Raw genomic sequence first — 20,627 nt, 5'->3', positions numbered from 1 at the left:
TTGATCGCATGAGCATGCCGGACGGGCCGCGGCTGGCCCGCTTCATCGACACGATGATCGAGCTCGGGATCACCGGGCAGGTCTTCGGCGACCACGGCATCGGCAAGACCTCCACGTTCTTCCACCACGTCCGGCGCCGCGAGGACCTGGCGCTCGTCTACGTGCCGGCCGCGAACCTCACCCCGGACGACCTGCTCGTCAACGCGCCCGTCCGGCAGGACGGGGAGCTGGTGCTGCGGCAGCTCGTCATGCGGCAGCTCAAGCCGGGCCGGCCGTTCGTGCTGCTCATCGACGACTCCCTCCAGGCGGGCCCGACGATCCAGTCGCAGCTCATGCAGATCGCCTGCGACTGGACGCTCGGCGAGCACGACCTGCGCGCGCTCGGCTGCGTCGGGGTGTTCCTCACCGACAACGAGACGCTCGCCGAGACCGCCGCGCTCCGCACCGACCCGGCCGTCCTGGACCGCATGGCGACGCTGCGGGTCACCGCCGCCGACACCGCCTGGCGGGCCGCCCTGTCGCGCAGGTTCCGCGGCGTCGACCTCACCGGCGTGTTCCGGGTGTGGGCGTCGCTGCCCGCCGAGCTGCGCAGGCTGCTGTCGCCGCGCACGCTGGAGCACGTCCTCGACTGCGCGCTCGCCGGGCTTCCGCTCGCCTGGGGCCTTCCCCTCGTGGACGGGGGCCGCCTGCCCCTCGTCCCGTCCGGCGAGAGGCGGGGAGCCGACCGGGCCCCCGAGATCCTCGGCCGCATCGCCGCCGAGCTGCGCCGTGCCGGGGCCGACGTCCCGGACCCGGCGCACGTGCCGGACGCGGTCCGCCGGGTCGTCCGCACGGCGATCGAGCGGCGCTGGGCCGTGCTCGTCCAGGGACCTCCCGGCTGCGGCAAGACGGAGGTGGTGAAGGAGGTCGTCAGGGACGAACTCGGCGTCGACCCGCTCTACTTCTCGATGCCCGTCACCAACGTCGAGGACCTGTGCGCGCCCGTCCCGACCCTGGACGGAACCCTCGACAACCTGTTGTCGGGCCCGTTCCTGGAGCCGGGAGACAAGGCCATCGTCTGGGACGAGTACAACCGCCCCAAGGACAAGGCCACTTTCGCCCGCCTCATGGAGGTCACGCAGGAGTGGTCCTTGGCCGGACGACGAATCAAGGGACTCCGCGCCCAGATCGCCTTGCAGAATCCTCCGTACTACCTGGGCCGCAAGCTCCTCGTGTCACGCAACACCATCGCGCAGGCGTCCCGCTTCACCGTCTCTCTGGAAATCGAGCCAGATGACATTCCGGCTAACGAATGGCTTATTTCTCGTTACGGAGCGTTGGCCGAGACCGTCCTTGAGTGGTGGAAGAACGACATCGACGACGAGGGACGGCAGTGGATGACCAAGCGCACCCTGGAGCGCCTCATCCGCCTGCACGGCACCGGCCTGCCCCTGGACGTCGGCAAGATGTACCTGGGCGACGGCGACTACGCGCCCGTCCCGCTCACCGCCCTCGAAGCGCGGCTGGCCCGCCGGGAGGTGACCGGCCTGCGCGAACTGGCCGGTGACCTGGACGCCTGGGCGGAGCGGCTCCGCGCGGCCGGCGACGAGGGCTCGGACGCGACCGACGTCGTGCACCGCGTCCTGGCCAACGCCGAGCTGTCCCAGCTCCGCGAGCACGCGGAGGCCGCCGCCCGGCTGGCGCCGCTGCTGCCGCCCAAGCTGAAGGCGACGTACCTGTTCGGAGCCGATCCCGAGCGGCAGCGGTTTTGGACCGGAGTCTTCATGGGAGGTCCCCGAGGGGGATAGATCGGCAAAGGTCCTCGCCACGGTCCGACTTGGCTAGAATCCGTCCGTCAGATGAGGCTTCCGCCGAGAGTGCGCATCTTTGTCCGGTCGCGATCTGTCCCCCGCCGAGGAAGCCCTTGCTCATCGTCATGTCCTAAGGAGCCTGTGCATGCCCGTGGAATCGGAAAGGCCCGTCCCCGCGGCGAGTCCCGTGATCGGGGAGGCGGAGATCGAGGCGGCCGTCCGCGTGCTCCGCAGCGGGAGGGTCGTGCAGGGCCCCGAGGTCGCCGCGTTCGAGGAGGAGTTCTCCGCGCTCGTGGCGGGCCGGCACTGCGTCGCCGTCAACTCCGGCACCTCCGCGCTGCACCTGAGCATGATGGCCCTCGGCGTCGGCCCCGGCGACGAGGTGATCGTCCCCTCGTTCACCTTCGCGGCCACGGCCAACGTCGTCCGCCTCGTCGGCGCCGAGCCGGTCTTCGTCGACATCGAGCCCGGCTCGTTCTGCGTCGACCCGGACGCGGTCGCCGCGGCGGTCGGCCCCCGCACCGTCGCCATCATGCCGGTGCACCTGTACGGGCACCCGGCGGCGATGGACCGCGTCGGCGCCATCGCGGAGCGGCACGGCCTCGCCGTCGTCGAGGACGCCTGCCAGGCGCACGGCGCCACCCACGGCGGCACGCCCGTGGGCGCCATCGGCACGATCGGCTGCTTCAGCTTCTACCCGACCAAGAACATGCACGCCCTCGAAGGCGGCATGCTCACCACCCCCGACGCGGAGACCGCCCGGACGCTGCGGCTGCTGCGCAACCAGGGCATGGAGCAGCGCTACGCCAACGAGATCGTCGGCGCCAACGTGCGGCTCACCGACGTCGCCGCGGCCATCGGGCGCGAGCAGCTCAAGCGGCTGCCCGGCTGGACCGAGCGCCGCATCGGCAACGCCCGGTTCCTGGACGCCAAGATCACCGGCGCCGCGGTGCCGCCGGTCGCGCCGGGCGTGCGGCACGTCTACCACCAGTACACCGTCCGCGTCGCCGGCGACCGGGACGCCTTCCAGCGGCTCCTCGACGAGCGGAAGGTCGGCAGCGCCGTCTACTACCCGACGCCCGTCCACCGGCTCCGGCCGTTCCTGAAGGACGGCGCCCCGGACCCGCGCTGGGACCTGCCCGAGACCGAGCGCGCCGCGGCCGAGGTGCTGTCGCTTCCGGTGCACCCCTCCCTCGCCGACGACGAGCTGGCGCGCGTGGCCGACGCGGTCAACGCCGCCGGGGCCGCGTCGTGAGCGCGCCGCTGCGCGCCGGCCTGATCGGGTTCGGCGTGATGGGACGCAACCACGCGCGGGTCCTGTCCGGGCTGGGCGGCGTCGACCTCGTCGGCATCGTCGACCCGGCCGGGCGGCCCGAGAGCGCCCCGCACGGGGTGCCGCTGATGGCGTCCCTCCAGGACCTGCTGGACGTCGGCATCGACTACGCGGTGGTCGCCTGCCCGACGGCGCTGCACGAGGAGACCGGGCTCGCGCTCGCCGAGGCCGGCGTCGGCGCGCTGATCGAGAAGCCGCTCGCCGACTCGGTGGAGGCCGCCGAACGGCTGGTGGCCGCGTTCGAGTCGCGCGGGCTCATGGCCGGAGTCGGCCACATCGAGCGCTACAACCCGGCGCTGCAGAGCATGCGGACCCGGCTGGAGGCGGGCGAGCTGGGCGAGGTGTTCCAGGTCGTCACGCGTCGCCAGGGCCCGTTCCCGCACCGGATCGCCGACGTCGGCGTCGTCAAGGACCTCGCGACCCACGACATCGACCTGACCGGGTGGGTCACCGGCCAGGACTACGTGTCGATCTCCGCGCACACCGTGGCGCGCAGCGGCCGCCCCCACGAGGACATGGTCGCCGCCGTCGGGCGCCTGACCGACGGCTCCATGGTCAACCACCTGGTGAACTGGCTGAGCCCGCTCAAGGAGCGCACCACCGTGGTCACCGGCGAGCGCGGCTGCTTCATCGCCGACACGCTCACCGCCGACCTCACGTTCTACGCCAACGGCGAGGTGAACACCGAGTGGGAGGCGCTGCGCGCGTTCCGCGGCGTCTCCGAGGGCGACATGATCCGGTACGCGATCCCCAAGCGCGAACCCCTGCTGGTCGAGCACGAGCGCTTCCGCGACGCGGTCCTCGCGGGCCCGGACGGGGTGGCCCCGGGCGACGTCGTCACCCTGCGGCAGGGCCTGCGGACGGTCGAGGTGTCGGCCGCCGTCCTGAAGTCCGCCCGTCTCGGCGAGACGGTCACGCTCCAGCCAGGGGAGGTACTGGGTGCCGTCTGAACGGAACACCGGGACGCCTGACGTCACCGTCGTGGTCGCGGTCTACAACACGATGCCGTACCTGACCGACTGCCTGAACTCGCTGGTCGGGCAGAGCATCGGCCCGGACCGCATGGAGGTCGTCGCGGTCGACGACGGCTCCACCGACGGCAGCGGCGCCGAGCTGGACCGGTTCGCCGCGGAGCACCCGGACGTCATCAGGGTGCTGCGCCAGCCGAACTCCGGCGGCCCGGCGGCCCCCAGCAACCGGGCGCTGGACCACGCGACCGGCCGCTACGTCTACTTCGTCGGCGCCGACGACCACCTGGGCCCCGAGGCGCTGGAGCGCATGGTCGCGGCGGCCGACGCGTGGGGCTCCGACGTCCTGGTCGGGAAGATGGAGGGCGTCAACGGGCGGGCCGTCCGGCGTCCCGAGCTGTTCGCCGAGAACCGCCCCGAGATCGACCTGTACGACTCGGTGCTGCCGTGGGTGCTGTCGAACTGCAAGCTGTTCCGCCGCGAGCTGGTCGAGCGGCACAAGCTGCGGTTCCACGAGCACATGCGGATCGGCAGCGACCAGCCGTTCACCCTCGAGGCGTGCGTGCGCGCCGAGCGGATCTCCGTCCTGGCCGACTACACCTGCTACTACGCGGTGCTGCGCGACGACGGCGGCAACATCACGCAGGGCGCCGTCCAGGTCCACACCCGGCTCGAATGCGCGGAGAGCCTGTTCGGCGTCGTCGCCGACCTGATCGAACCCGGACCGAAGCGTGACGCGATCCTCAGGCGGCACACCCGCTGGGAGCTGACGATGCCGACGCGGGAGGGGTTCCTCGAACTCGACCGCGCGACGCAGGAGGACGTCTGCGCCCGCGTGGGCGCCCTCGTCGAGCGGTACGTGACCGACGAGGTCCTCTACACGCTGCCCATCGTCCGCCGCGCCCGGCTCCGGCTGGCGCAGCTCGGCGAGGTCGACCTGCTGTGCGAGGCGATCCGGGACGGGGTCGCCGAGCGCTCCTATCCGATCGCGCTCAAGGACGGCCGCACCCACCTCGCCTACCAGGGCTTCGAGGACCCGCGCCTCGGGCTGCCGGACGACCTGTTCGAGATCACCAAGGGGATGCGCAGGCGGCTGTCCCAGGAGGTGCGGACGGTCGCCGTGCGGCGCGACCGCGACACCGTGGAGATCACCGTCCGGACCCCGCTCACCGGCCCCGAGGCCGCCGACCCCGCGACCGTCCGGCTCGCGCTCGCCCCCCGCGGCGGCGGCGAGACCCTCGACCTCGACGAGCACACCACCCGCGAGGCGCGCGAGGACGGCCTGCACGTCACCGCCCGGTTCCCGGCGGCGCTCACGGCGGCGTCCGGCAAGAACCGGCACGTGCTGCGGCTCGTCGTCCGGGCGGCCGGGGAGACGCACGACCTCGCCGTGCCGGCGGGGGAGTCCGTGGTGCCCGGCCCGCGCGGCGAGCTCGTCTGGCACCGGGCCCGGCCCTACCGGCTGGCGGTGGCCGGCGACGACCGGCACGGCACGATGATCGAGACACGTCCGGTACGTCCGGCCCAGGCCGTCGCCCAGCGGGTCCGGCGCGTGACGTCCCTTGGAGGTAAGTAGCACATGCGGATCTGCGTGGTCGCGCTCGGCAAGATCGGTCTCCCGCTCGCCGTGCAGTTCGCCCGCAAGGGCCACCGGGTGATCGGCGCCGACGTGGACGGACGCGTCGTGGCCGAGGTCAACGCCGGTCGCGAGCCGTTCCCCGGCGAGGCGGAGCTGGACGTCCACCTCGGCGAGGCGGTGCGGGCCGGGCTGCTCACGGCGACGACCGACACGGCGGCGGCGGTCGCCGAGTCCGAGGCGGTCGTCGTGGTCGTGCCGCTGTTCGTGGACGGGGAGGGCATCCCGGACTTCGGCTGGATGGACGCCGCGACGCGCTCCATCGCGCAGGGCCTGCGGCCGGGCACGCTCGTCAGCTACGAGACGACGCTGCCCGTCGGCACCACCCGGGACCGCTGGGCCCCGATGCTGGCGGAGGGCTCCGGCCTCACCGCGGGCTCCGGCTTCCACCTGGTGTTCAGCCCGGAGCGCGTGCTGACCGGGCGGGTGTTCGCCGACCTGCGCCGCTACCCCAAGCTCGTCGGCGGCGTCGACGAGGCGTCCGCCCGGCACGGCGTCGCGTTCTACGAGCAGGTCCTCGACTTCGACGAGCGGCCGGACCTCGACCGCCCGAACGGCGTCTGGGACCTCGGCTCCGCGGAGGCGGCGGAGCTCGCCAAGCTCGCCGAGACGACCTACCGCGACGTCAACATCGGCCTCGCCAACCAGTTCGCCCGCTACGCCGACGCGGCGGGCGTGGACGTCATGAAGGTCATCGAGGCCTGCAACTCCCAGCCGTACAGCCACATCCACCGGCCGGGCATCGCCGTCGGCGGCCACTGCATCCCGGTGTATCCGCGGATGTACCTGTGGAACGACCCGGACGCGACCGTCGTCCGCGCCGCCCGCGAGGCCAACACGGGCATGCCCGAGTACGCCGTCGGCCTCCTCGCCGACGCCTACGGCGACCTGACCGGCGCCGGCGTCCTCGTGCTGGGCGCGGCGTACCGGGGCGGCGTCAAGGAGACGGCGTTCTCCGGCGTCTTCCCCACGGTGGAGGCGCTGCGCCGGCGCGGCGCCGTCCCGTACGTGTCCGACCCCATGTACACCGCCGAGGAACTGGAGGCCCTGGGCCTGCCGCCCCACCGCGGCGAGTCGGTGACGGCCGCGGTCGTGCAGGCCGACCACGCCGCCTACCGCGAACTCGGCGCGGACGACCTGCCGGGCGTCAAGGCCCTGGTCGACGGCCGCCGCGTCACCGACGCCACCCGCTGGCCCGGCGTGCACCGCGTCGTCATCGGCGCCCCGGACGCCGTGACAGGTCCGTAGACGCCTCGCCGACCGTTCGGGCCGGGTCCGCGCATGCGTCCCGGCCGACCGCGACTGGAGAATCGAATGCAAATCGAAGACGGGACGGTTCCCGGCGCGCCGTCGCGCGGCCGCGTCGTCATGCTCGTCGACAACGACGTCGTGCGCGACTCCCGGGTGCAGAAGGCGGCGAAGTCGATGGCCGAGGCGGGCTGGGAGGTGCACCTGCTCGGCAGCGCGAGGGGCAAGAGGCGCCGCTCGTGGGACCTCGGCGGCGCCCGCGTGCGCCTCCTGCCGGTGCAGCACGTGCTCCTGCGCAACCGGCACGGCGTCCTGCGCGCCACGCTGCGCCGCCCGCTCGCGTACGGGCACCCGAAGGTGGCGGACTACCGGCGGCGGCTCGTGCAGTCCCGGCGCGCCGACCTCGCAGCGGCGCGCCTCGACCGCAGGTCCCGCGGACCGGCGCGCAAGGTGTGGCTGCTGGCCCGGCGGGTCACCGCGAAGCTCCAGTCGCGGTGGGTCGCCCTGCGGGTGCGGCAGACCGAGTCGCTCGCCGCGGCCCGCGGCAACCCGCGCTCCCTGATGGAGCGGCTCCCGATCACCTTCTGGGAGAAGGTCCTCGGCGACCGGGCGTGGCGCGTCCTGGACCGCAACCTGTGGGACTGGGACAGCGCCTACGGCAAGGTCATCGACAAGCTCGAACCCGACATCGTGCACGCCAACGACTTCCGCATGCTCGGCGTCGCGGCGCGCTCGGTGCGGCGGGCCCGCGCGAAGGGCCGGACGGTGCAGCTCGTGTGGGACGCGCACGAGTTCCTGCCGGGCATCCGCCCCTGGGGCTCCGACCCGCGCTGGCACCCCGCCATGTGCGCGTACGAGCGCGAGTACGCGGGCGACGCCGACGCGGTGGTGACCGTCTCGGAGGCGCTCGCCGACCGGCTGATCGAGGGCCACGGCCTGCGCGGCAGGCCGACCGTCGTGCTCAACGCCCCGACCACCGGGGGCGAGCCGAGCACGTCCGATCCGGTCCCCGACATGCGGGAGATGTGCGGCGTCGGCCCGGACACCCCGATCGCCGTCTACAGCGGCGCCGCCGCCCCGCAGCGCGGCCTCGACATCATGATCGAGGCGCTGCCGCGGCTGCCCGGGCTCCACGTCGCCCTGGTCGTCTCCTCGGCGGGGTCGGAGTACGTCCGCGGCCTGGTCGCCCGCGCCGCCGAACTCGGCGCCGCCGACCGCGTCCACACGCTGCCGTACGTGCCGTTCGACCAGGTCGTCCCGTTCCTGGCGGCGGCCGACATCGGCGTGATCCCGATCCACCACTGGCCCAACCACGAGATCGCGCTGATCACGAAGTTCTTCGAGTACTCGCACGCCCGGCTGCCGATCGTCGTGAGCGACGTGGAGGCGATGGGCGACATGGCGAAGGCCACCGGCCAGGGCGAGGTCTTCCACGCCGAGGACCTCGACGACTACGTGCGGGCGGTCGAGGCGGTCCTCGGCGACCCGCGGCGGTACCGCGCCGTGTACGACGACCGGCCCGAGCTGCTCCACGAGTGGACCTGGGAGGCGCAGGCCGAGATCCTGGACGGCGTCTACGCCAAGCTGCTGCCGTCCGCCGCGAGGCCCGCCCCGGGCGGCCCCCCGGCGGGTCCGGACGACCGGCTCATCGGCGCGCAGGACTGACGATGGCGGCGGGCAGCGGCGCGGGCGCGGGCGCGGGCGTGGCGGTCGTCACGCCCTGGTATCCGAACCCGATGCAGGAGTGGGCCGGCTCCTTCGTCCGGTCGATGGTCGAGGCGACGGCCCCGGGCTGCGGTGACGTCACCGTCTACCACACCGAGGCGTGGCTGATGAGGCAGCCCGCGGAGGAGGTCGAGGCGGCCCGCGAGGCGCACCGGCGCCTGATGCCGCTCGCGCTGCGCCCCGCGCCCGACGTCGCGGGCTCCCGGCTCGTGCGCGTCCCGGTGCCGACGGTGCCGGACTACACCTTCGCCGACCTCGCGGTGCAGCACGCCGGGTGGCTGCGTGAGGCGCTCGGCGGCGAGCCGATCCCGGCGCCCGTCGTCCACGCGCACGTGGGGCTGCGCGGCGGCTGGACGGCGCTGGAGAACGCCCGCCCGGACGCGCGGGTGTTCGTCACCGAGCACGCGTCCTTCCTGGACAAGGTCCTGGAGCAGCCCGACTCGCGGGAGATGTACGAGCGGGTCCTGGAGCGCTGTACCGGCTTCCTCGTGGTCACCGACGTGCTGCGGGACACGCTCGCCGAGGCGTTCCCGGCGCTCGCCCACAAGATCGAGATGATCTCCAACCCGATCGCGTTCGGGGAGCCGCGCGAGCGTCCCGTCACCGAGCTGCGGCGCTGGCTGTACGTCGGCACGCTGGTCGAGCGCAAGGGCGTCGGCTGGCTGCTGGAGGCGTTCGCCGAGTGCCTCGCCGAGGACCCCGGGCTGACGCTGACCATGGCCGGGCCGGGCGTGCTCGCCGGGCGGCTCCGGGAGCGGGCCGCCGAGCTGGACGTCGGGCACGCCGTGTCGTTCCTCGGCGCGGTCCCGCCCGACGAGGCCGCGCGGCTCATGCGGGAGCACGACCTGCTCGTCCACCCCGCCCGCTGGGAGACCTTCGGCGTGACGGTCGTCGAGGCGGTGGCGGCGGGCCTGCCGGTGCTCGTCACCCGCTGCGGCGGACCCGAGCGCACCCTGGCCGGCATCGAGGCGGCCGCGGGGGAGATGATCGACGTCGAGGAGAACGCGAGCTCGATCGTCACCGGGTACCGCCGCCTGCGCGACCGCTTCCCGGACGGCCTCGACCTGCCGAAGGCCCGCGAGATCCTGGACGGGCGCTTCGGATACCGCACGGTGGCGGAGGCGCACCACCGGCACTGGTTCCCCGAGGCCCCGCCGGACGGCGGCCCCGAGACCGGAAACGGCGCCGCGAAGGGGAGAGAAGAAGCGTGAACGTGCTGTTCGTGGCGCTCGGCGCCTCCCGCCGGCCCGCGGTAGTCCGGGAGGCGGCGCGGGTCGTCGCGGACGGCGGCAGCGCCGCCGTGCTGGTGCGCAAGACCGCGACGTGGGCGAAGGACCCGCTCCCGGACGGCGTCGACGCCGTCGAGCTGCCCGCGCTCGAACGGCGCTACCGCCCGGCGGCGGTGCGGATCCCGCTGTACCGGATCCCCGCGCTGCTGCTGCGCGTGTGCTTCCCCGGGCCGCTGCGCGGGCTGGGGAAGCGGGTCGACTCCGCGTACCGCAGGCGCGTCGCCCGGCCCGTCGACCGGCGGCTGGCCCGCCTCTACCGGCGCGACGCCGACGCGGTGCGCCGCCGGGTGGTCGAGCGCGAGCTGCTGCGGGGCCGCTCCATCGACCTCGTCGTCATCGCGGATCCGCAGTCGCTGGTCGCCGTGTCGGAGCTCGCGGACACGATCAGCGGCGCCGGAGCGACGCTCTCCTACTCCGTCGCTCATGAAAGGTCCACGGCAGGCTGAGCCAGAGGATGACTCGATGACCGAACGCCCTCCACGCCTTCTCTACCTCGCCTTCTACTTCCCGCCGTCCCGCGCGAGCGGCGTGTACCGGCCCCGGGCGACCGCCAACCGGCTGACCGGGCTGGGCTGGGACGTCACGGTCTTCGCGGCGCCGCTCCCGTTCCTGTACGACACGATCGGCTCGGTCGACGACCGGCTGACGGAGACCGTCGACCCGCGGATCACGCTGGTGCGCCCGGACCTGAACCGGTTCGTCTGGCAGACGGACCTGCGCGAGTACAGCCGGTTCCGGGGGGCGTTCCCCCAGCTGGCCCAGTCGCTGTACACGTGGGGGCAGAAGCACGTCTTCCCGGAGCACTACGCGTCCTGGGGGCGCGCCTCCGTCCGGCGGGCGCTGCGGATGCACACGCGGCGCCGGTTCGACGTGGTCCTCGCGACGGGCAACCCCTATGCCTCGTTCGCCGCGGCGTGGCTGTTCCACAAGCTGACCCGCACCCCCTACGTCATCGACTACCGCGACGCCTGGACCCTCGACCAGTTCAGCGAGGAGCCGATGTTCGAGGACGGGCACCCCGCGTGGCGCTGGGAGCGCCGGGTGCTGCGGTCGGCGGCGAGCTCGCTGTACGTCAACGACGCCCAGCGCGCCTGGCACGCCGAGCGCCACCCGCGCGTGGCGGACCGCATGATGACCGTCCTGAACGGGTGGGACGCCGACACGCTCCCGCGGAGCGCCGCGCCGCCCCCGGCCGCCCGCGCGACGGCGGGCGCGCACGCGCCCCGCTTCTCCTTCGTCGGCACGGTCACCGACCAGCAGCCCATCGAGGAGCTGATCGAGGGGTTCTTCCGCGCCCGCGCGCACTCGGACATGCGGGCCGCCACCCTGAACTTCTACGGCTACTTCGGGTTCTTCCAGGGCACCGACAACAAGCTCCGCAGGCGTTTCGCCGTCGCGGCCGAGGCGGCGGCCGCGGCCGCCGGAGAACGGGAGGCCGGGGGCGGGGAGGCGACGGCCGAGCAGGCGGAGCCGGGCGGCGGGGAGGGCGGCGAGGTGCTCGCCCCCGGGATCCTCCACCGGGGCCCGGTGTCCAAGACGGCGCTCGCCGGCGTCTACCAGGACTCCGACGTGCTGGTGTTCCTCAACGGCGGCGGACGCTACGTCACCTCCGGAAAGATCTTCGAGTACATGGCGGCGGGGCGTCCCATCGTGTCGGTCCACACGCCCGGGTCGGCGGCCGAGGAGCTGCTGCGCGGGTACCCGCTGTGGTTCAACCCGGGCGGGATCGCGCCGGCCGACATCGCCGCCTCGATGGTGGCGGCGGCCAAGGCGGCCGCCGGCCTCGACGAGCGGCAGACGGCGGAGGCCCGCGCCTACGCGGACCGCTTCGAACGGAACGTGACGCTGGAGCCGCTCGTCGGGCGGCTCTCCGAGCTGGCCGCCCGCGGGCGCGGCGCGGGCGGGTGAGCAGGGTGGGAGACGGCGACGTGGACGGCGCGCGGCAGCCGAGGGTGCTGGTCCTGGCCATGGACCCCAGGCTGGCCATGGACCCCGACCCGAGCGTGGCGCCCAAGCGCCAGCACAAGAGGGTCGTCGGGCTGGCCGGATACTTCGCGGAGGAGGGCGCGCGGGTCGACGTGGTGACCGCCGAGCCGGACGGGTGGGCGAACCTGGACGGGCGGGTGCGCCTGCACCGGCTCGACAGGGCGGAGGCCCGGCATCCGCTGCCCTGGCTGGAGCACACGCTCGTGATCAGGGTGCCGCGCCTCGCGGTCCGGCCGGTGGCGCGGGCCGGCGGTCCCGGCGCGCGCCTGGACCGCGCCCGGAGCCGCGCCTCCCGCACCGTCCACCGGCGGCTCTTCGTGCCGTTCTACCGGCACGTCCGGCCGCACCTGCTGGCCCGCATCGCGCGGCGGCGCGTCCTGCGCGAGATCGACACGGGCGGGCTCGTCCGCGTCATCGTGATGGACCGGACGTCGGTGCCGCTCGGCCGCCGGCTGGCCCGCCTGCACCCCGACCTCGTCGTGACGACGCGGCAGGTGCGCAGCCTCGACGCCAAGCCCTGACCGGCCCGCCCGGGGCCCCCGCCGCGCTCAGCCCTTCTCGGCCAGGACCGTCTTCTCCGAGCCGTCGCCGGCGGGCGCCTCGACGTAGACCTCCCCGGTGCGGGGGCACTCCCACGCCCCGCCCGGACGCTCGGTGAGCCGTGCGCCGGCCCTGCCGACCCAGCCGATCCGGCGGGCGGGGACGCCCGCGACCAGCGCGAAGTCGGGGACGTCGCGGGTCACCACCGCGCCCGCGGCGACCATCGCCCAGCGGCCGATCCGGACCGGCGCGACGCAGACGCTGCGGGCGCCGAGCGAGGCGCCCTCGGCGACGTGGACGCCGACCGCCTCCCAGTCGTCGCCGCGCTTCAACGTGCCGTCCGGGGCCACCGAGCGGGGCTCCCGGTCGTTGGTGAGCACGACGGCGGGACCGACGAACACGCCGTCCTCCAGCACGGCGGGCTCGTAGACGAGCGCGTGGTTCTGGAGCTTGACGTTGTCGCCGATCCGCACGCCCGCGCCGACGTAGGCGCCGCGTCCCACGATGCAGCCCGCACCGAGCCTGGCGCCCTCGCGGATCTGGGCGAGGTCCCACACGGTGGTGCCGTCGCCGAGCTCCGCGCCGGGGTCGACCTGGGCGCTCGGCAGGATGCGGTGACTCATTCGATGCCTTCCATGCGGATGTTCGGCGGGTGGATGCGGGCTCAGGGCCGCGGCTCGGCGCCGCCGCCGCCGGGGAGCAGCCGGCGCCAGGTGCGCCTCGCCCGCGACCCCAGCGGCGCGGTGACGTGCACGGTCGCCGTCCTGCGGTCCATCTTGACGTGCACGCGGCGCGGGGCACCAGCGACGCGGTCGCCGGCCCGAGGACGCCGCCGCCCTCGGCCGGGAGGCGCACCGGGACGGGCTCGCCCACGCCGTCGACCGAGAAGCGGGCCCGCCAGCGGCCGGGCCGCGCGCCCGCGAGGGAGAGGTCGGCGCGCAGGCGGGACGGGTCGTCCGGCGCGGTCTCCAGCACCGCGCGGATCGTCGTGTCGCCGTCGGCGTGGTGCAGCAGGACGCTCATCGCGGGGCCGTCGCCGAGGACGTGCGGCGCCTCGGCCCGCACCCGGACCCGCCGGCCCGGCCCCCAGCCGACCTCGACGTCGCGGAAGTCGGCGGACGTGAGGGCGCCGCCGGCCTCCAGCACGAGGGGCCCGCCGTCGCGCGCCTGCGCCGGGCGCAGGAGGCGGGAGCCGGCCAGCGCCGCCCGCGGGAGGGGCAGGTCGCGCGGCCTGACCAGCGGCGCCGTCCGCACGTGCCCGCTGAGGGAGACCTCGACGCGGGCCGTCCAGCGGCCGTCCGGGAGAGGGTCCGTCCGCGGGTCGAGAGCGGCGGTGAAGGACACCTCGACGCCCTCGTCGCCGGGCGCGGCCTGGGCGATCTCGCAGGCCACCGGGCGGCGGGCGCCGTCGCCGTCCTCCAGCAGCAGGCGGACGGCCGGGGCCCCCTCGTCCACGTCGCGGACGACCACCGTGCCGCCGAGCAGCAGGGCGCCGTCCTCCCAGGCCAGCCGGGTCAGGGCGGGCCGGACCGCCAGCGGCTTGGGGCTCGCGAAGCACGCGTCGGGGATGCGGGCGGCGGCGTCGCGGAAGAACGGGTACTTCAGGTAGGCGCGCCCGTCCTCCAGATGGAGGCGGGGCCGCGTCCCGGCCCGGCGGAAGCGCAGGACCTCCACCAGCTCGTCGTCGAGGTCGTGCAGGACGCAGTGGGCGATCACCCGGTGCAGGGGGTGGGCCAGCTCCCGCTGCGCGGGGGTGTACCACTCCTCCAGCAGGTCGCGGCAGCCCGCGAGGGTGGTCTTCTGGTCGTCGGGCGAGAAGTCCAGGTACAGGCGGTCGAGGCGGCCGAAGACCTCCAGCCGCAGGTAGCGCCGGTTCAGCCGCTCCCGGGTCTCGCCCGGCTCGGTGTGGTCGGCGACCTGCCGCATCGCCTGGGCGATGACCGCGTACAGGTCGGCGGGCGGGGCGCCCGCTCCCTGCGTCGCGCTGGAGCCGTCCTCGCGGGCGGCCCAGTAGTAGCAGTCGTGGTCGGCCAGGACGGAGACGCCGGCGGCCTTCAGGTAGGCCCCGGCGGTGAAGAGCTGGTCCTCGTGGGCCACCAGGCCTTCGGTGAAGCGGAGCCCCGCGTCCTCGACGAGGGACCGGCGGAAGAGCTGGAGCGCGGCCATCGACATCCGCCCGAACAGGTCGCAGTCCGGGTCGAGCACGTGGGTGCGCTCGACGGAGCGGTCGAAGACCTTGGGCGCCTTGCGGCCGCCCGTGCCGACCTGCCTGCCGAGGACGATGTCGGTCCCGTTGCGCTCGGCCATCGCCGTCATGCGCTCCAGCGCCTCCGGGGCCAGCCGGTCGTCGGCGTCGAGGAAGAACACGAACTCACCGGACGCCAGCTCCAGGCCGCGGTTGCGCGGCGCGCCCGCGCCACCGGAGTTCGGCTGGTGGACGACCCTCAGCCGTTCGTGGGCGCGGGCGAGCTCGTCCAGCAGTTCGCCGCCGCCGTCGGTCGAGCCGTCGTCGACGGCGATGATCTCGATTCGTTCGGCGGGCAGGGACTGGGCGAAGACCGACTCCAGTGCCCCGCCCACCGTGTCCCGGCACTGGTACACCGGGACGATGACGCTGACCAGGGGTTGCCTCATGGCCCTCTACGCTCGCGGGAGGTGGTGGTGAGGACCAACTCTAGGCGTGCTCCGTGGCCGCCGTGACCGTCCGTCCTGAGATCCCGTACATCGTCGACCTGGGTCCGGTCTCCGCGAGCGCCTCGACGGCGGCGTCGAACCGCGTCATGGCGTCCGGGTGCCGGGGGCCCAGCAGGTAGTCGCGGAGCGTGCGCCGCTCCGCGGCCAGCGGGTCCTGGCCGGGCGTCGCCGCGACCGCGAGGATGTCGGCGAGCTCGCCGCAGGCCGGGCTCAGCAGGTAGGCCGCCGACGCGGACGGGAACTCGGTCTTGAAGAGGCCCTCGTCCATCCCGTCGGGGTTGGCCACGACGTAGGGCTTCAGGCTCGGGATGTAGTCGGAGATCACGCTGGAGATGTCGGTGATCAGCATGTCCGAGCGGTTGAAGCACTCGTAGAGGGAGGCGTCCGCGCCGGTCACGACCTGGTGGCCGCCCGCGCCGCTCCGGTTCGCCTGCTCGATCATCCGGATGAGCCGTTCGTGCACGGCCGCGGCCTCCGCCAGCCGGCGGCCGGTGTAGGGGTGCGGCCGGTAGATGACGCGCAGCCGCGGGCCCTGCTCCAGCAGCGTCCGGACGATCCGCTCGCCCATGCCGAGCAGGGAGCTGTAGCCGTGCTCGTTGTCCCAGCCCTCCCAGGTGGGCGCGTACAGGACGGTGGGGACGGGCCCGCCGGACGGCTCGGTGGTGATCTCGCCGAGCTGCGGGCGGCCCACCTCGACGATGGCCTCGTCGCGGACCCCGGCGTCGGAGTTGTGGTAGCGGTCGCGGCCCGCCGGGCCGGCCACCCACACCTCGTCGAAGACCTTGCTGACGGGGTTGGAGCTCGGGCCCTTGTCGCTGTCGCCGTGCCCGACGAACACGTGCTTGATGTGCTCCTCGCGGAGCAGGTGGAGGTTCTTGCCGGTGTTGCCCGGGTAGAGCGCGACCTTCACGGTGCCGAGGTCGAAGTTCATCATGTCCTCGGCCCGCGTGATGCACAGGACGGGGAGCCGGGTGGGCGCGAGCGCGCCGACGACCTCGGGGGAGCGGACGAGGACCATCGCCTTGCGGTCCAGGCGCTCCAGGGTCTCCAGCCACATGTTGGCCTGGTAGACGGTCGTGGGCGGGCCGGTGAAGTAGAGGACGACCTCGGGCCGGTAGAGGTCCACGAGGCGCTGCACCTCGGGGCCGGTCCGCTCGGCGCTCAGGAGGGCCCGCATCCGGCGCAGCCGCGGCGCCTGGCCGAGGGAGACGACGACGGCGACGGCCGCCGTGCCGAGGAGCCCGGCGGCCACCAGGACCGGGAGGCCGAGGAGGAGTCCGGCGGTGCCGAACAGCAGCGGCGGGAGGTCGGCGTGGCTCTCCAGCAGGAGGGTCAGCCGGGCCTGCGCGGGGGCGACGGGGGCGGGGGACGACGGCTCGCCCTGCCCGAGGTTGCGGCTGACGAAGGGCAGCCGGTTGACGCGGCGCGAGGCGACCGCGCCGGCGAGGGTCGCGGCCCGGAGCCAGTCGGCCAGCAGGAGGCCGAGGGCCGCCAGGAGGACGGTCGGCCTGCCGGCGTCGCCCGACTGGACGAGCAGGAGCACCAGTGCCGCCTGCCGGACCAGCACCCGCGCGCCGGGGCTCATCTGGCCCCAGCGCAGCGGCCTGGCCGCGTCCGGCAGCGCCCGCACGAGAACGAACTCGGCCGCGTAGCAGAGCGCGCCGGCGCCGAGGAACGCCCAGGGCGACCCGGCCGCGGCCGCCCCGATCAGCAGCCCGAGCGTGACGGGCAGCGACAGTACCGTTGAGTACCGCATGAGAGTCGAGTACCGGGTGACGAGACGCCGCACGGCACACCTCCGTCTTGTCAGCGCCCGAGGGGTGGGCGCACCTGGGGAGAAGGGAAGGGGAAACCTGCGTCCGCCGGGCCGAGCGGACGCGTGCGGGGGTGGGGCGGTCAGCCGGAGCGGCCGCCGCTGAGGGGGTCTTCACGGCGCACGTCGATGACCTGGCCGGTGAGGCTGGAGAGCAGGACGTTCACGGAGGTGCGGGCGACCTGGTCGGCGCTCAGCAGGGTGTGCGGGGGCTCCTGGCCGAACGCCGCGGTCCGCATCGGGGTGCTGGTCCGCTCGGGGTTGATGCAGTTGATCCGCACCTTGTCACCGGACCACTCGTCCGCCAGCGCCTGGGTGAGGTTCACCGTGGCCGCCTTGGCGGAGGAGTACAGGCTGTAGTCGGCGCGGCCGCGGGTGTAGGAGCTGGACGTGTAGAGCAGCAGCTGCCCGCCGGTCTTGGCGAGGTAGGGGAACGACGCCCGCGCGATGTGGATCGGCGCGAGGTAGTTCACGCGCAGCGCCTCCTCGATCGCCTCGGGGTCGATGGCGTCGAGGCGGCCGATCCGCAGGATGCCCGCCGTGTTGACGACGAAGTCGACGCGGCCGGTCGCCGAGTAGGCCTGCGCGAGCGCGCCGGCGACGTCGTCGGGCCGCTCGACGTGGGTGCGGGTGGCGCCGCGGCTGTAGCCGAAGACGCGGGCGCCGAACCGCTGGGCCAGCTCGGCGATGGCGGCGCCGATGCCCTGGCTGGCGCCGAACACGACCATCGTCTTGCCGCCGAGGGCCTCGGCGTACTCGGCCTCGGTCAGGTCGGGGGCGTCGGAGGAGGCGAGCTGGAACAGCTTGTCCGCGACGAACATGTCGACCGGCTCGGTGACCTTCATGTTGTGCTCGTCGCCGGGGACGACGTAGATCGGGGTGCCGGGCAGGTAGCGCAGCACCACCGTGCAGTCGTCGGTCGCCTCGAAGTTCTCGTCCTGCCACGCCTTCGCGTAGGCGTCGCGGATGGTGGCGAGCCGGAAGCCCTGCGGGGTCTGCCCGCGGCGCAGGTTCGCCCGGCGCGGGACGTCCACGATGACGTCCTCGTCGACCTGGATGATCGTGTCGGCGGACGGGATGGCGACGTCCACGGCCCGGTGCTCGCGCAGCGCGGCCACGCAGTCGCGGATGATGCGCTGCGACAGCAGCGGGCGCACCGCGTCGTGGAACAGGACGCTGGTCGTGTCCGCCGGGTGGTCGGCGAGGGCGTCGAGCGCGAGCTGCGTGGTCGCGTTCCGCGACGTCCCGCCGGGGAGCACGGCCTTGACCTTGGTGCAGCCGGCCCTGCGTACGCAGTCCGCGGCGTCCTGGAGGAAGCCGGGGTTCATCAGGACGATGATCTCGTCGACGTCGGGGGCCTCCTCGAACACGCCCAGCGTGTGTTCGAGGATCGTCTTCCCGGCGATCTTGAGGAGCTGCTTGGGAGTGCTGAGGCCCATGCGCTGTCCGCTGCCACCCGCGAGGATGACGGCGACGACGCGATGCTCACCCTGCGGCGCCATGACCAATGCGACCGTCCTTCTTCTTTTATGGCAGCCGGATCGGCGGCCGGAAACCGAACGTGATGCAGTCACCCGTGGGGATCTGGGGGTGCGGGCGGCACGGCTTTCGCAGGGCTGGTGATCCGCGCAGGGGGGAACTGCCGCCTAACTGTACCCGGTTCGTAGAACTTTGAGGTGAATTCACCGATGTTCCATCGTCCTGTAACCCCTGTGTGACAGGGCCTGGCGGCGCCCCGGCCCATGATCGTCGAGGTCCCGGGCGCCCGCGCCCGCCCGCCCGGTTCAGCGGCCGAAGAGCGGCCGCATGTCGGGCTCGACGGCCCAGCGGGTCACGCGGCGCACGGGGGACGTGCTCAGCACCGTGACGAGGACGAAGCAGGCGAGTACGACCGACAGGACGCCGGGGATCGTGTCGAACCAGGCGAGCTTGTGCCAGCCCTCGAAGGTGAAGAGCCGCGTCAGGAACCCGTGCAGCAGGTAGCCGTAGATGGTGGCGGCGCCGAGGTCGCTGTACCAGGTGCGGCGGGACGGGGTGACCGCGAGGAACGCGAGGATCAGCACCGTCCCGGCGAGCAGCAGGCCGGCGCGCATCAGGGTGCCGGCGAGCTCGTCCACGCCGAGGTCGGCGTTGGCGGTGTCCCAGTTCAGCCAGCGCGCGTTCATGCGGTCCTGGGTGAGGTACGCGCCCGCGAACGCGGCGGCCAGCAGCACGGCGCCCGTGATCCGCGCCCACGGCCGCCGGACGATCTGGATCACCTCCGGCGACAGGGTCAGCCCGAGGACGTAGAACGGCGCCAGCCCGAGGATCCGGTACAGGTCGAGCGTGCTGCTGATGTCGGACATGTAGGTCAGGAGGGCGACGAGCACCGCCGTCGCCAGCGGGAACCTGAGCCGCCGCCACACGGGGGTGAGGAGCCGCCAGACGAACAGCGCCAGCAGGAACCAGGTCAGGTAGTAGGGGTCCAGCACGTCGAACTGGAACGGCCGCCCGTCGACCCCCCACGCGAACAGGCTGTAGGCGCACTGGAAGACCAGGTAGGGCGCGAGGGTCGAGCCGACCAGCCGCACGGACCTGTCGTCGGTGAGGGTGAACCGCTTGGACAGGTAGCCGCTGACCATGACGAACAGCGGCATGTGGAACAGGTAGATGAAGTTCCAGAGCGCCGCGGCCAGCGGAACGTCGCGCAGTCCCGACAGTCCGTGCCCGCCCGCGACGAGCAGGATCGCCAGGAACTTGGCGTTGTCCAGGTGCGGGTCGCGTCCTCGGGGAGCCGCGCCGCCCGGCGCCTTCGGCCCGTCCTGCGGCCGCTCGCCGGGGGGCGCCGCCGGGGCGGAGGCCGGAACCGCCGTCCGGGTGGAGTCCGGAACCGCCTCGGCCACGACGGACGCCTCGGGTGTCTGTGTCATGAAAGATCTCTGATCCTGGGAGGGGCTCGTGGAGCATACCTAACGAAACGGTCCAGAACCCCCGGTGTCACAGCACGCTGCCGGGGCGTCACGGGCGGGCGCCGCGGGCGGGGCGGCGGATTTCGGCGGACGCCCCGCGCGCAAGATCCTTCAAGGCGGGTAGACCGGCCGTTACCCGAGGCGGCGGCCGTTACCGGAGGCCGCGGGCGGGGCAGGGGCCGAGCACGGGTCCGGGCGGTGCGGGAGGACGGGGAGAGGCATGGGTTACGGGAGGTCCACCCGGCAGGGCCTGGTGATCATCGTCGGCGGCACGGTGCTGCTGGCCGGTGTCGCGCTGCTCGTGCTCCCCGGGCCCGGGCTGCTGCTCGTGCTGGCGGGCCTGCTCATCCTCTCCCGGGAGTTCCCGGCCGTGAACCGCTACGTCGAGCCCGTCCGGGAGCGGGCGATCCAGGCGGCCGAGGAGAGCGTGACGTCGTGGTGGCGCCTCACGGGCTCCGTCCTCACCGGGCTCGCGCTGATCGGCGCGGGCGTCGTCTGGGGGCTCGCGAAGGAGCTGCCGCTCAGCGGATGGAGCACGGGCTCGGGGCTCATCCTGTCCGGCTTCATCCTCTTCGGGCTCCTCTTCTGGAGCTGGCGCCGGGTCAGGGGCCGCCGCGCCGAGAGCATCCCCGGATGACGGCCGGGCCCGGCCACGGA

General features: G+C 73.8%; 15 protein-coding genes and 1 pseudogene. 11 read left to right on the top strand and 5 right to left on the bottom strand.

The features are described 5' to 3' along the window. Positions 1–8: 8 nt before the first annotated feature. The 10 genes from ACQEU6_RS25550 (at position 9) to ACQEU6_RS25505 (ending at position 12,496) form a co-directional block, all read left to right on the top strand. A complete protein-coding gene (locus tag ACQEU6_RS25550) occupies positions 9–1,787 on the top strand; it encodes a DEAD/DEAH box helicase family protein (RefSeq protein WP_499335555.1) in 1,779 nt (592 codons plus the stop codon). Between the two features lie 148 nt (positions 1,788–1,935). Then, the gene (locus ACQEU6_RS25545) at positions 1,936–3,045 is read left to right on the top strand and encodes a DegT/DnrJ/EryC1/StrS family aminotransferase (protein WP_499335554.1); all 1,110 of its coding nucleotides are present in this window, start codon (positions 1,936–1,938) and stop codon (positions 3,043–3,045) included. Continuing rightward, positions 3,042–4,073: a Gfo/Idh/MocA family protein gene (locus ACQEU6_RS25540; RefSeq protein WP_499335553.1), complete on the top strand. Its 1,032-nt coding sequence runs from the start codon at positions 3,042–3,044 to the stop codon at positions 4,071–4,073. Before ACQEU6_RS25545 ends, ACQEU6_RS25540 begins: the two co-directional genes overlap by 4 nt. Further along, positions 4,063–5,667: a glycosyltransferase family 2 protein gene (locus tag ACQEU6_RS25535; protein ID WP_499335552.1), complete on the top strand. Its 1,605-nt coding sequence runs from the start codon at positions 4,063–4,065 to the stop codon at positions 5,665–5,667. The genes ACQEU6_RS25540 and ACQEU6_RS25535 overlap by 11 nt, the downstream gene beginning before the upstream one ends. A 3-nt stretch (positions 5,668–5,670) precedes the next feature. Beyond that, positions 5,671–6,975, top strand: coding sequence for a nucleotide sugar dehydrogenase (locus ACQEU6_RS25530; protein WP_499335551.1), 1,305 nt, complete (start codon positions 5,671–5,673; stop codon positions 6,973–6,975). 66 nt (positions 6,976–7,041) lie between these two features. After that, positions 7,042–8,640: a glycosyltransferase family 4 protein gene (locus tag ACQEU6_RS25525; RefSeq protein ID WP_499335550.1), complete on the top strand. Its 1,599-nt coding sequence runs from the start codon at positions 7,042–7,044 to the stop codon at positions 8,638–8,640. 2 nt (positions 8,641–8,642) lie between these two features. Beyond that, positions 8,643–9,911, top strand: coding sequence for a glycosyltransferase family 4 protein (locus ACQEU6_RS25520; RefSeq protein ID WP_499335549.1), 1,269 nt, complete (start codon positions 8,643–8,645; stop codon positions 9,909–9,911). Continuing rightward, the gene (locus ACQEU6_RS25515; RefSeq protein ID WP_499335548.1) at positions 9,908–10,435 is read left to right on the top strand and encodes a hypothetical protein; all 528 of its coding nucleotides are present in this window, start codon (positions 9,908–9,910) and stop codon (positions 10,433–10,435) included. The genes ACQEU6_RS25520 and ACQEU6_RS25515 overlap by 4 nt, the downstream gene beginning before the upstream one ends. Before the next feature lie 16 nt (positions 10,436–10,451). After that, positions 10,452–11,897, top strand: a complete 1,446-nt coding sequence (locus ACQEU6_RS25510) for a glycosyltransferase (protein ID WP_499335547.1) — start codon at positions 10,452–10,454, stop codon at positions 11,895–11,897. Then, positions 11,894–12,496 carry a hypothetical protein gene (locus tag ACQEU6_RS25505; RefSeq protein WP_499335546.1) on the top strand — a complete coding sequence of 201 codons (603 nt, stop codon included), beginning with the start codon at positions 11,894–11,896 and terminating at the stop codon, positions 12,494–12,496. Before ACQEU6_RS25510 ends, ACQEU6_RS25505 begins: the two co-directional genes overlap by 4 nt. A 27-nt stretch (positions 12,497–12,523) precedes the next feature. On the opposite strand, the gene ACQEU6_RS25500 is transcribed toward ACQEU6_RS25505, so the two are convergent. The 5 genes and pseudogenes from ACQEU6_RS25500 to ACQEU6_RS25480 form a co-directional block, all read right to left on the bottom strand. After that, entirely contained in the window at positions 12,524–13,138 is a 615-nt protein-coding gene (locus ACQEU6_RS25500; protein ID WP_499340346.1) for an acyltransferase, read from the bottom strand. A 1,054-nt stretch (positions 13,139–14,192) separates the two neighbouring features. Continuing rightward, positions 14,193–15,149 (bottom strand): annotated as a pseudogene (locus ACQEU6_RS25495) (glycosyltransferase family 2 protein); the annotation flags it as partial. 40 nt (positions 15,150–15,189) lie between these two features. Then, positions 15,190–16,998, bottom strand: a complete 1,809-nt coding sequence (locus ACQEU6_RS25490) for a CDP-glycerol glycerophosphotransferase family protein (RefSeq protein ID WP_499335545.1) — start codon at positions 16,996–16,998, stop codon at positions 15,190–15,192. A 107-nt stretch (positions 16,999–17,105) separates the two neighbouring features. Continuing rightward, a complete protein-coding gene (locus ACQEU6_RS25485) occupies positions 17,106–18,524 on the bottom strand; it encodes an SDR family NAD(P)-dependent oxidoreductase (RefSeq protein WP_499335544.1) in 1,419 nt (472 codons plus the stop codon). Between the two features lie 282 nt (positions 18,525–18,806). Beyond that, complete coding sequence (locus ACQEU6_RS25480; RefSeq protein WP_499335543.1) at positions 18,807–19,931, bottom strand: acyltransferase family protein; 1,125 nt, start codon at positions 19,929–19,931, stop codon at positions 18,807–18,809. Between the two features lie 259 nt (positions 19,932–20,190). On the opposite strand from ACQEU6_RS25480, the gene ACQEU6_RS25475 reads away from it, so the two are divergent. Then, entirely contained in the window at positions 20,191–20,607 is a 417-nt protein-coding gene (locus ACQEU6_RS25475; RefSeq protein WP_499335542.1) for a PGPGW domain-containing protein, read from the top strand. Positions 20,608–20,627 lie beyond the last annotated feature (20 nt).

Origin of the sequence: Spirillospora sp. CA-108201 (assembly GCF_050936235.1) — a bacterium.
Classification (GTDB): domain Bacteria; phylum Actinomycetota; class Actinomycetes; order Streptosporangiales; family Streptosporangiaceae; genus Spirillospora.
This window is presented reverse-complemented; position numbering and strand designations above follow the sequence as displayed.